The 12,708-nt window shown below is 36.1% G+C and carries 7 protein-coding genes and 1 tRNA gene; all 8 read right to left on the bottom strand.

Features of this window, described 5'->3' with window-relative positions; genetic code table 11:
• Positions 1-7: 7 nt before the first annotated feature.
• Positions 8-1,354: a radical SAM/SPASM domain-containing protein gene (locus tag ACTJJF_RS14785; protein WP_312298083.1), complete on the bottom strand. Its 1,347-nt coding sequence runs from the start codon at positions 1,352-1,354 to the stop codon at positions 8-10.
• Between the two features lie 138 nt (positions 1,355-1,492).
• Positions 1,493-1,717, bottom strand: a complete 225-nt coding sequence (locus tag ACTJJF_RS14780) for a hypothetical protein (RefSeq protein WP_212650804.1) — start codon at positions 1,715-1,717, stop codon at positions 1,493-1,495.
• Positions 1,718-1,805: 88 nt separating this feature from the next.
• Complete coding sequence (locus tag ACTJJF_RS14775; RefSeq protein ID WP_440700133.1) at positions 1,806-4,187, bottom strand: TonB-dependent receptor domain-containing protein; 2,382 nt, start codon at positions 4,185-4,187, stop codon at positions 1,806-1,808.
• A 481-nt stretch (positions 4,188-4,668) separates the two neighbouring features.
• On the bottom strand, positions 4,669-5,088 hold the full coding sequence (locus ACTJJF_RS14770; RefSeq protein ID WP_440700132.1) for a hypothetical protein: 420 nt from the start codon (positions 5,086-5,088) through the stop codon (positions 4,669-4,671).
• A gap of 298 nt (positions 5,089-5,386) precedes the next feature.
• Entirely contained in the window at positions 5,387-7,045 is a 1,659-nt protein-coding gene (locus ACTJJF_RS14765) for an SWIM zinc finger family protein (RefSeq protein ID WP_440700131.1), read from the bottom strand.
• 3 nt (positions 7,046-7,048) lie between these two features.
• Positions 7,049-10,393 carry a WGR domain-containing protein gene (locus tag ACTJJF_RS14760; protein ID WP_440700130.1) on the bottom strand — a complete coding sequence of 1,115 codons (3,345 nt, stop codon included), beginning with the start codon at positions 10,391-10,393 and terminating at the stop codon, positions 7,049-7,051.
• Between the two features lie 44 nt (positions 10,394-10,437).
• Positions 10,438-11,952 carry a retron St85 family RNA-directed DNA polymerase gene (locus ACTJJF_RS14755; protein WP_440700129.1) on the bottom strand — a complete coding sequence of 505 codons (1,515 nt, stop codon included), beginning with the start codon at positions 11,950-11,952 and terminating at the stop codon, positions 10,438-10,440.
• 681 nt (positions 11,953-12,633) lie between these two features.
• Positions 12,634-12,707 (bottom strand) — tRNA-Asp (locus tag ACTJJF_RS14750).
• Position 12,708 lies beyond the last annotated feature (1 nt).

Raw genomic sequence — 12,708 nt, 5'->3', positions numbered from 1 at the left:
TAAATATTTACGCCAGTTCTTGAAGGTTTGATTTTGCATATAAATAGGATAATACAAGGCGGTCTTCCATATTAAATTTCATGCTTGGGCATGCCGGCGCACCATCTGTCCAGGATTTAGGGCAGCGTCCTCCGCATAAAGGCAATATTTTGCAGGTTGTACAGTAATATCCATTGCTGGCATCAAGTATCTTGTCATACCAGTTGGTAAAAGGTCTGTCTTCAAATGAAGCGGTTTCTGTAATGCTTTTATTTACGTTACCAATAACATGCTCTGGCCCATATACCGGCACCAATGGAGTTTCTGTACAGTTATATACTTTTCCCCAAGGATCTACCAGTTCATAATCAGGATTTACGGCAGAACATACGAGTTCTTTCGGTCTTGGTAAAACCGTCATTTTAAAGCCTGCTTTATACATTTCAATAAACCAGTCTATTTCTCTGTCTGCTATATCTGTTTTATTCGTTTTCAAATGAGCATCATTCCCCCAGCTGTATACAGGAGCAAGATAAAAATCTACTTTATCCTGAAGGTTATGCTGAACCAATAATTGTATAAGCGGTGACACACTTTCCACATTAGTATCATCAATATTACAGCGAATGGAGATTTTACATCCATTTATCGGGTAGTCTGGTCTGTTAAGGATAGTCAGGATATTTCCAAAAATAATGTCAAACGAATTATTATTGGATTTTGTCATTCTTCTTTTATCGTGATACTCTGCCACTCCATCCAGTGTAATGTCAATAAACGAACAGTTCATATCAGTAGCAAGCTCTTCATAGATATGTTCTTTTAATGAAAGTCCATTGGTAACTAGATGAGAAGAATATCTACAGTTATGATCTTCAGTAATTTTTTTCAGCTTTTTTGACATATATTTCATAGTATTCCAAGACATCAGAGGTTCACCTCCAAACCAGGAAATATCTACTTCTTTATAATCTTTACGTGAAATTTTATATTCAAATCTTTTGATGGTATTTTCTATAACATCCGTCTTCATATTATGTTTTGTATGCTGTTGACCGCAATAAAAACATCCCAACTGGCAATTTGCTGTTGTCTGCACCGTAAAGTTCAGATATGATTTATCTTCCTGCATTGAAATTTTGGCTTTAAAAACAAGTTCAGCCAATTCATTTTCTTCTGATGGAACAATCGCTTCCGATTGGATAAGAAGTTCCATCAAACGGACCGGAATATTTTCAAATAATCCATTTTTGATTTCTTCCAGTAAATCAGTACTTATAATAACAGGTGTTCCGGTACGGGTGGCATATAAAATGCATTGATTCTCGGTAACATCTGGAGTACTGATTGTATAATAAGATAATTTATATTTCATAAGGTATACTTGAGGTTTAAACAATTACCCAAATTTTCAGATAATGCCGAATTATAACTACAGCTTATTATTTTAAGGAAGAGTTGCTTCTTCTTGTTGAATAGAAAGAAGCAACATCTTCCAATAAAATCTGAAAGGTTAAACTAAAACCGGAACCTGTGTGGTTTGTTTTCCACAACCGGAATTGTTACATCCTGACTCATTACACTTAGAGGCATTAACTCCTAAGCTTGCTGAGTTATTTAAACCTCCTTTGATTTTTAGAGCCAGAGACTCATTCAGGTTTTCAAACTCTGCTTCAGGAGAACCATAGTTGCTTACATTCATTTTAATAAGCATCTGAGATAACTTCTTGTTTTTCATGATTTTTGATATTAGGTGTTAGTATTGGGTGACTTTTATAGACATTAACCCTTCCTCGGTCTCACTTGCAAGTTGTTTTTATTTTTTTCTATTGATTGCTTCTGTTTCTTTCATCCTGGTTACCCACATTTCTTTTCCCTACAGAAATCTTATTGTTTCCAAAATTATAAGTCAAAGAAAATCTTACCAGACGGGTATCATAATATTGGGTGAATGATTGCTGTACTGCTCCGGAGACTGAACTAAATGTTGAAATATTCTCCTTAAGCACATCCTCAAAGTTCACGCCCAATACCAGCTTCTTTTTAAATAATAATCCTTTAAATCCTATATCCAGATAAGAATACCCGGTATACGAAGTTTCTCTGTTTTTGCCGGCGTAATTGTAATGATAATCTACATTCAGAAACAGGGTTTTGTTTTTATTAAGAGTGATGAGATTCGTAGATTTTGTATATCCTCCCCACCCCGAAAAATCCCGGTTAAATAATGGAATATAATTATCAGATTCCTTATAAAAGGCTGATGCAGTAATTGTAGCTTCCCACCATTTAAAAGGTTTAAAAGTTAAAACAGTCCAGAATCCGATATCTGTAGCATTATAATAATTCAGTCTTTTAAATATCTGTGTTCCATCACTAGTATCATGAAAAGTGACCTGTCCGAAACCATCTTCTGTTTTACTGTAATATATTCCTGCATTGAGTAAACTTTTATAGGTATAATTCAATTCTATATCATATGAGAAAGCCGGTTGCAGAAAAGGATTTCCTTCTGTATAAGACTGTGTATTCATATACCATCGTGCAGGATTTAATTCCCAAAAAGCAGGTCTTCCAATCCTTCTTCCGAAATCTAAACTCAATGAATTGTCTTTATTCACTTTATACAATAAATAAGCAGTTGGAAATAGTTTGAAATACCTGTTTTTATTCACCTGACCTGTTATGATAGAATTGGATGTAGCTTGTGTATATTCTCCTCTTAGTCCTAACTTTATACTCCATTTATCGCCCAGATTCTTATCGGCCGATATATATAAAGCCTGTATATTTTCTGTATATTCAAAATTGTCACGCTGCCAATCGTATGGGGGATCTCCATTAAGGTTATGAAAAAACTGTGCATCTACCTCATTTTTAGTTTTTGTAAACCCTACCTTAGCTCCGAATGATAATGAAGCCCATGAATACGGCATATCAAAATCTATTTTTCCGGAATAATTCTGCACCTGTTGTCTGCCTCTATTGTTTGCAAAAATATCCTGAGAAGTATTCCCTGCAATATCTTTCTGACTGGTAATAAATTCATTATCCTTTGGAGAAACGGAATTAAAATAATCAAGATCTACAGAGAACTTTTTCCCCAATGTATCCAGTTTCTGATTATAATTCATGTTAACTGCATTTGTTCTGGCTTTTGAAACAGTATTTCCGTTTGTAGCATAATCTTTTGCCAGCATGCCTCCAATATAGTTTTTAGAAATATTATCTTCAAATGTATTGGCGTTGATAAAGCTTCCGGAGTACTGCAGTCCCAGAGTCTTTTTCTCTGAAATGTCATATTTCAAATTCAGCAAAGTTCCAAGATTCTTTGTGTTTTTCTTATTATATATATCATTAGTCCACTGCTCATTTCCCGGGTACAGATAATCAATATCGTTAGTATATATTTTATTACCGTATCTGTAATTGATTCCTGCAAGCAAGGAGAATTTATTTTTCTTATATGAGATATTGCCTCCATGTGATAAAGTTGGAAATGTAGCAAACTCACCGGCAGAATTTAATACGGCATTCCATGAATTTTCTTTAGGAAGGGGTTTTAATTGTATGTTGATCAAACCACTGTTCCCTGCTGCATCATATTTTGCAGGCGGATTTGTAATGACTTCAATTTTTTGTATCCTTTCTGATGGAATTGATTTTAGATAACTAATAAGACTTTCTCCTGATAGCTGAATCAATCTGTCATCAATCAATATATTAACCGTACTTCTTCCAATAATGGAAATAGCACTCTCAGAAACATTCACACCCGGAGTTGATTTCAATACATCTGTAGCAGTTCCTCCCAATGCTGATACGGCGTTTTCTACATTGTACACTAAACGGTCAACCTTTCTTTCAATGATTTTCTTCTCTACAGTAATTGTAACCCCGTCAATAGTCGTATACTCATTAATCCGGATAACTCCTATATCATTAGTAACAGCCTGTAAGTTGATATTTTTTTTGAAAAATTGTTTCCCTAGCTGTTCTACTGATAGTATATAACTTCCTTTATTAACCGAAAGTGAAAAGCTTCCTGAATCATCGGTAAGAGCTTGTTCTATCTTGGTATTGCCATTTTGTAATAGTGAAATATTGATATATTTAACCGGTTCATTTTGCTCGTTTACAATTTTACCATGAACAGAAATTTTTTGAGCAGGAAGGGATACGCTCAAAAAAATAATTAAAATTCTCAAAATAAAATTTTGACAAAGTTCCATGGTTCAATTTTTTCACTCATAAATGACATAAAAAAAAATGACATGACAAAATATATAATAAAAAAAATTACTTAAAAAATCATAAAACACTGATATACAATAATTTAATTTTAAAATAAAATAAATTAAAATTATTAAAAAATAGCAAAAGACCTCATTTTACTTAAATAAAATTCAAAATAAATCACCCTTCGTTGTAAAATACACTATCAAATTACATAAAACCATTTAAAAAACACAAAAACCAATTCTATTAAAGCGATAGTACCCTGACACCAGTTTTAATTCCCTATCATATCTGTTTCAGTTTGTGATTCAGGCTTTAATTTATTCATCAAAAATTCAGTATGAGATTATTTAATATAAACCAACGAGAACCCATAAAAACAACAAATTCCCCAATATGGAGAACTGTATTTTATGGTTAATTTTATTTCATAGGGGATCAATAATCGTATTATTGGTCAATTCTATTGAACCGGCTATTCATCCGGAAATAATAAAAAGTCCAGATCACCAGCCAGGGCATATTCATGATCAGAAAAAGGAGGATATCATCTTTACTTACTTTTCCGTCCGGAATTGCAAAAAGAGAACCAATAGCGACCCCCGGCAACAGGAACCAGCACAAGACTGTTTTAATTTTTCCCTGAAACGGCCTTAAAACAGACAACAGGCTGCTTAACGAAAGTACACTGAGAAATAATATCCAGAATATGGCAAAAGCATAGGCCAAGCCGCTCATATCACAATTCCGGGGATGCTCCCTCACCTCTCTTGTAGCACTTAAGAACACAATCAAAAGAACAACAGTAACCAGTGTGGATATAAGCCAGGTTTTCAGTATAGAAAGTAAAATGAATTTTCTTTTAGACATCGCATCTATGTTTGATAGCTAAAGTACTACTATCCGTTTAATCTGCAAAACAAGAACGAAATTATAATCATCAAGGCAAAATTCTTGAAAACAGTACCAAGATTTTATCATTTGATAAAAAGACTTATGATGATCCGGATGCAGAAACTGTAAAATACCGCTAAAACGGTTACGCACCTCAATAACCCGGTCAATATGCCATGTAAATAAATAAAAGCCCGATTCTGTTTTAGAATCGGGTTGATCATTATGATTTTTTTAATTCTTATTTCCGGAAGTTATCTGCCGGATTGTTTTTTTATTGATTCAAAACATTTGAACTCTTTCTGTTCATCATCATTCTCGTTGCCAGAATATGTTCACAGGGCCCTTGCCTCAATCCGTTTGCTTTATAAAAACCGCACTGGCAGTTTCCGTCAGTAAGACGTTGGTCTTTATCAATGAAAGCCTGAGTTTTGAGCGTAGAATTATTTTCCTTCACCGTTCCCCGGATATTGAGAACATCATTTTTTATGCTGTAATCTGTTTTCACCTTACCTTCAGAAATGAGCTGATCTGCTTTTTCCTCTAAAGGGCTTGAAAAACGCAATTGCTTCATGTCCAGAGGTTCCTGTGTCAGTTCACGCACTCTGTACAATCCCGAATTGAGATCATAAATGACTCTTCCCGCCTGTGTATATGAGGTAAGCGAAGCTGAAATGGTAGCTGTATCCAGATTCAGTTTTCTTGATAGCTCTGTAGTGGTGCCAAACCACGTTTCCTTTAATGCATTGAAAACGTTTTCCTGAGTCAGGAGATCTACATGACTTCTCGGGGCCATCAGATCAAAATTCCCTGCTCTGCTCCAGTCATTGGTGGTCCATCCTGAAAGTCCTAAGGTAAAGAACATATCACCCAGATCTGCAATATAAAATGAAGGCAGTCCGTTTCCTAATAAAACCACTCTGAAATTTTTAGCAATTGGAATTAATCTTTCCAGAATCAATAGCCTTCTTCTTCCCCATATTCTGATCGTTTTACTTTCCGCCCCTTTATAAATGGAACGGTGAAAAGTTAAGACTTCATACCATGGCTCAAAAACAGCCTGAACCGGTTTCCCGGGCTCAAGAATAAAACGTAGTGCACGTGGTCCTTTTTTTTCTTTAAATCTTCTCAGATACTGACAAATACTAAAAATATCCATAGGATGAAGATCGAATGTGGTTGCAGGTAGAGTCATAGCGGAACTTACCTGTAAAAATCCACGGACCCAGGAATCCGGCAAATCTATCTTTTCTTCTTTATAAACTTCTTCGTTTGTAGTACTTGCTTCAAATCCTGAAGGATCAATTTTAAATTCGGTGTCCTTATAATCTCTTATTTTCTGGAATTCATTGTAAAGTGCAGCCGAGTAATCAATATTTGTCGTTCCGCATTTGAATTCGTTGATCTCTGTGAAAACATTGTAACTGCTGCTCAGTTTACCGTAGGTGGATTCATCCTGACTGAAGCACTCAAAAAAAACCTCATCGGGATGCACTGTAATAACAGGATCGAGAACAAACCAGGCGTCTTTGTCTTTTTGATACAGATAATCGAAATACGCCTTTTTTGCAGTATTGAAAGGCCCCAGTACCCTGTTTTTTTCTTTATAGACCTGATCCAGTTCCCCTCTTACTTCAGCCATTCTGTTCCGTACTTCTTCAATCTGGAATTCGGCCATATAATCGCTTAGCCAAAGCTTTTCCTGCTCAGCAACCCATTCTCTGTACTCCGCTCTGTCCTTAGGTTTAAACCGAAGATCGGAAACCACCACATCGTGCAGCGCTGAAATGGCTTCCCTGAACGGTATTTTTCTATTGAGTTTACCTACAAAAAATGTAGGATCTCTTTGCAGATCAGGTGAAAAGCTCATTTGGGTACTCGTGGCAGAGTTTGTAATGGCTGTATCTTTATGAAATTTATAATCGAATAACATGACTTAAGAGATTAATTGAAGGTGAACATTCAGTTGAGGATAGATCATTTTCAGTTCAGAGATAATATTAATACATTTTGCTTTATCCTGAATGGCTGTAGTTGCCGATAAATCGTCTAAAATACTGCTGACAATCTCAGCTGATTCCGTATTTTTTCTTCCTTCATTTTCAAGAAAAGTAAAAATTCTGTTTTTGGCAGTTCTTGCCCTGTTGACCCTTGAAAGTACAGAACGGAAATAAAAATTTAGTTCTTTCAGTTTTTCAGGATTGTCTGTTGCATATTCTTCAAGGTAGGAGGTCACAAACAGCTGTATGTTCTGGCTCGGATGCTGGCTCAGTTTGGTAAGGTATTCCAGCCCCTGCTCTTTTTTGAAAAATTTCATAATAAGATTTTTTCCGAAACTTTCCACATCAGAACGTACGGAATCTACAATTCCAACCAGACAGTCTGTATCCCAGTCTTCATCTGTGAATTCGTTTTCGAAAAAGTGAAATGCAAATGCTCTGCTATCGTCCCATTTTGAATCCAGAATTCCCAAGGCATGATTACGGTCAGATCTGATTCTACCCATATTATTTTTATAAAAGTTCCATGACCATTGTCTTACTGCCAGAAACTCATGATTGGCCAGAGCAATGACCTGTTTTAAACTGAATCTGCTGTCATCCTTTACTTTTTTCAGCAATTCAAATCCGAAAAGCTGGTTTTTTACACTGTTGGCAAATACCAGTCTGATCAGCCATTTTACAGGAATAGCATCACTGTATTTCGCAGCCATTTTCTCAAGATAATCTCTGAATAGCTGATGGGAATTTTCAAATTTCTGCTCGATCATTAATACGTCAAAAAGCCTTTCAGTAGTTTGCATTTGAATTTCAGGCTGTGATTCAAACTGATCGTTCAATGAAAGGATTCCTTCTGCAACTTCCTGATAAACGGAAGAAAGCAACTGAAGAATCTGCTGCCAGCTGTTGGCGGTTTCTTCTTTCGGATACTGCTTTAAAAGACTAAGCCCGTTTTCTCTGATGGATTTGTTTTCATTGTTTAACAGCAGTTCAATGATGAAAACGGGAATTTCCGTCACTGGATATTTTTGGGATTTTGAAAGAAGGATTTCGCTGGCTAAAAACCTGTTATTATTCAGTGGGGAAGTCAATAATTGGGCAATAATATCCCAACTGATCTCAGAGAAATTAGACGAAGCCGTTATTTTGAGTTTTTTTGTAGCAGCTTCGGCAATTCTGTTATTTTCCTCATTATTTTCCAACGCAATCAATTGGATGATTACCTTTCCAAGCAATGCTTTTTGCCTGTCTTCCGATAAAGATGCTTTTTGCAGTAAACTATTGATAAATTCATTAGATTCTTTACGAGAGTTCATCACCAGAATCGTCATAAAATCTGTAGAAGAGAGAAAATATTGGGTATTATTTTCAATATTCACTTTCGCCCAGTTTCTTGCTTTTTCGTTGCCGGAAACTAAAATATGGGCTACAAAACTTTCCTTTTGCCTCAGTTCCGTTTCTCTTTTCACCAAAGTATCAAAACCTAATCTTTGAGGGTATTCCGAAGATTTGTTAAGCAGACGGATCATCATTTCCGGTTCAATTTTTTGCAGCAGAACTTTATAATCAGGATGAACGGAAAGATTTTCGTAAGCGAATTTCATAACCCGATCCATTTTCGCCTGCATCAAAAGCTGGACATAAGCTTCAGGCATTGCATCCCAGAATTCTGGATACAATTCAGGTCTGGAAGGAATGGATTCAAATTCAATTGATGGAGATTCCTGTTTAAATTGAGAATCAACCTGTTTCTCTTTATTGGAACCAAAAATATTTTTAAATGTACTGATGATATTATCTAAAGCTCCTTCCTGCTGTTTTTTAACAGAAGTGTTTGCTGAAGAATCCGGGGCAGTATTAGTACCAGATTCTATTTTTGTGACTCTGCTTTCCTGATAATAATACTCTGAACTCCAGAATGCTTCTTTTTTAATATAAAACTGAAGTTTGGGATCCATTTTACGGGTCTTATCATTCCCGAAAAGTATGGTAGTAAGAAGTAAAGACTGATAACACTCAGGAAGGTCTACGACTGTATAATGGTATCTGCTGCTCTGCCAGTCGTAAGCTCCGTATACACTTAAAGGTCTCCTGACTGCAGGGGTATAATCTGCATCAGAATACTGAATCAGAGCGTTGACAGCAAATCTTAAATATTCTTTTGCTTTATTCTGTTTTCCAAGATCTTTTAAATAATAAAACCCGTTTTTCTGAAAATAAAGTTTGGTAAAATTCGAAAATGCCAGTCGGCTTTCATTATTGGAGAGCTCTTTTCTTACATTCACATAGCCACCGAAATGATAAAAGTACTGCTCCTGATTCCATGATTCTTTATCAAGACTGGCAGTTCTGTTGAACATCGGTTTTTTCTTTTCGAATAAAAATGAAAGTAATCCAAGAATCTGCGCATCATCTCTGAAGCGGGCGAGCTTATATATTGCCCGGATATTTCTGAAATAAGGCGATTCAAACGGAACCTGCCTGAGAAGGGTTTCAATAATCTCAGCCAGGGAAGGATAAGCTTTCGACAGAAGATAAAGGTACACAAGCTCATCTGCTTTTTCTTTTTTATCGAATTTTTCAGTGTAATGCTTTTTTAAGCTTTGATAATCACCTTTATCAATAGCATATCTTATTTCGGCAGGTAAGTTTTCCAGTAATTCTGAAACGGTCTTTTCCTGTTCCGAAGCTTCATTAATTGTCAGAAGTGCATCAAAAGCAACGTTCCTGATATATTGTTTGTGTCTTGTACTGTGTGCAATACTGTGGAGAAGTCCGGAAGCCTGAGTGATTTTTAATGTTCTGATAGCAAAAATGGAAGCATACAGCTGCATTTCATCTCCTTTTGTCGCCAGTTTCAGAATGTAAGGAACAGATTCTTTAAGCTCCATCTGAGCCGCTTTCCAGATCACACGGGAAGTCTTCCATTCTGTTTTGAAAGAATTGATTCCCTGTGTGGCATCTTCCAGACGTTTCAATATAACACCTTCACTGGAGTTCATATTAACAGTTTCCAATGAAGGAAGTTCTACAAATACTTCTAATTCAGACTGATATCCTTTATTTCGTTTTTCTTTTTCGAGCTGGTCAAAAATGCTTTCAGCTTTTTCTCTTGAAACAAATTCCGGGGTTTTGCTGCCTTCTTTCAATGCAGCTCCCCGTCTTCCGTAACGGAAATTGACAATAAAAGCATCGGGATTAATTTCACAAAGATCAATTTCGTAAACTTTATCCGATTTTCCCTCATGGAAAAAGAGTTTGGTCTGTTTGATGATTTTCATCTATCTTATTGCTTAAGATGTTGTTATTAGGTATTGGGATCAGGCTAAAAAATATTCCACCAATCTGTTTTGTCTTCTTTTGGTGCAGCTATTTCTTCTTTACGTTCGGGAATTTCAATTGCTTCTGCAGTTACCGGAATTATTTTTACAGTCTCTGCAACCGGTTTACCGTGTTTTACAATAATTGCTTTTAATTTTTGGTTAAAGGCTAAAGCTTTGGAAGGGTTTACCATATTCACAAAATTGATATAACCTTCAATGGCATTGATCAGATGAAATGCTTTTCCCCAGGTCTGGTTCTGCCATCCATTGACTTCAATATTATGTAGAAGTGCTCTGAACTTTCTCAGCTTTTGTCTCTCAACATTCAGTTTTTCATTCACCACAATGCCCGTTACTTTCTGCTGATGCTTTTTCCTCATGATATGAAGCTTATCAGGATGTACTGTAAAGTTTTCATCGTTGATCACCTGTTTTACGAAGTATAAAAGCTTATTAACGTTATGATCGTTGGCCTGATGGGTAGAAAAAGTAAGATCATCCGCATAGCGTGTATATACAAATCCTAATTTCCGGGCCAGCCCCTGTAATCTTTTATCCAGTTTATAAACAATAAGATTGCTTATTGCAGGGCTTGCAGGAGATCCCTGAGGCAGGAACCGTTCTCCTTTATGAACGAAATATTTAACCCCGTCCAGTAAAACTTCTTCTGTGTGGGCCTGGGTACAGGCTAACGCAAAAATAGTAGCCAGCTGTTCCGAATACCCCAGCTTAACAAACAGCCCTTTTACTCTTTTATAGCTGATTGACGGGAAAAAATCCTGCAGATCTATATTGATGATGATATCTTTACCAAGATGTGGCTCTGCATTGGTAACAATTGATTTTTGTGCTGTGAACCCATGAACGGGCTCTCCTACCGGAATTTTATTTAATATATTCTCCAGAATCCATTGCTGGAAACTTTTCAATTGAGACTTCGGAGCAGAAATTTTTCTTTTTCCCCCAGATTTTTTTGAAATTTCAAAAGTATGATAGTGAGATTTTTTTGAAACGCTCCTGTGGAAAGCAAGATATCTGATGAGCGAAAGACTGAAGCCTGATTTTCGGCTGAAATCCGATATGTTTTCAAAAGCAGGGAGTGAATACTGTTGTAACTTTTCCCTGTCAGAATCGGTTTTATGAAGTCCTTTCGAAACGTGTTCTCCAAGATAAATGATTTGCTGCTCCTGCAATTTCTTCCAGTGATCAGCTTTATCCTGCCGCTTCTGTTCATTTTTTTGTTTAGTGGTTTCTCTTTTGGCTTTTGCTTCCTGCATCCGTTTTTTACGCATTTCACGAAGCATTGCTTCCTGATTACCGTACTTTCTGTCTTTCGCCAGTAATTCCTGCAGCTCCTGCTGTAAAACGACTTCTTTCTGTATCAGTTGTTCCGGTAAGGAAGGCGTAGATGTTTCCTGCCAAAAACCAAGCCTTTTCATTTCCTCCAAAATATAACTGTCTTTGGAGGATGCTTTTATGCGGTCGTAAATCTGTTGTCTGCTGAGATTTTGTGACATTGGTTATGTGTGTTTTTATAAATAAAAAGCCCTACAATTGAATAGGGCTTTGTTTTTGGATATACCTTCGTATCTTCTGAGAACTATATCTATCAACTCCAGAAATGGTACTAGTGTGTATCTTTATTTTCCCGGAAAATGAACTGAAAAGGTACATACTAGTACCAATTTCACCATTAAAGATAGTATGTAGTGCAGTATGCTAAGCAATTTCACATCGATGACGAAACATCATCATTTCTTAAAAAGAAAAGCAAGGATCTATCTTTTCCAAATATATAAAAAAATTATATGGTACCCAACAAGAATTGAAATGTTTACTTTTTCTTTTCTGATACAGTTTAAGGATTTGCATAAGAAGTGTACCTAAGTTTTTGGAAATGACAGATTTCTTAGTCACAGACATTGGTAAAAAGATGTGCAATCTGCGATCGCCATTTTCCCTTTTTATTATTAACTGAGCTTTTTGCTTAGTCCCAAGTTTGAATCAAACGCAAAAGTTGGGAGCTTACAATATTCAGCTCTATTTAATTTTAAATTTAACGTTCTATGTTAACTTGCAAATAAATTTAGAAACTTAAGACTACATCCACAACTTTTTGCGCTTGATCCGGAATTGGATGCTTTTATTTCCAAAGAGCTATAAACAAAAAAAGTCTTCTATTTCTAGAAGACTTTTTGCGATCCGGACGGGACTCGAACCCGCGACCTCCGCCGTGACAGGGCGGCATTCTAACCAGCTGAACTACCGGATCA

This window comes from Chryseobacterium sp. 22458 (assembly GCF_052044975.1).
Lineage (GTDB): Bacteria > Bacteroidota > Bacteroidia > Flavobacteriales > Weeksellaceae > Chryseobacterium.
This window is presented reverse-complemented; position numbering and strand designations above follow the sequence as displayed.

Excerpts from the sequence above, each read along its gene's own strand:
- ACTJJF_RS14780 (WP_212650804.1), bottom strand. The coding sequence starts at position 1,717 with ATGAAAAACAAGAAGTTATCTCAGATGCTTATTAAAATGAATGTAAGC.
- ACTJJF_RS14770 (WP_440700132.1), bottom strand. The coding sequence starts at position 5,088 with ATGTCTAAAAGAAAATTCATTTTACTTTCTATACTGAAAACCTGGCTT.
- ACTJJF_RS14785 (WP_312298083.1), bottom strand. The coding sequence starts at position 1,354 with ATGAAATATAAATTATCTTATTATACAATCAGTACTCCAGATGTTACC.
- ACTJJF_RS14755 (WP_440700129.1), bottom strand. The coding sequence starts at position 11,952 with ATGTCACAAAATCTCAGCAGACAACAGATTTACGACCGCATAAAAGCA.
- ACTJJF_RS14765 (WP_440700131.1), bottom strand. The coding sequence starts at position 7,045 with ATGTTATTCGATTATAAATTTCATAAAGATACAGCCATTACAAACTCT.
- ACTJJF_RS14760 (WP_440700130.1), bottom strand. The coding sequence starts at position 10,393 with ATGAAAATCATCAAACAGACCAAACTCTTTTTCCATGAGGGAAAATCG.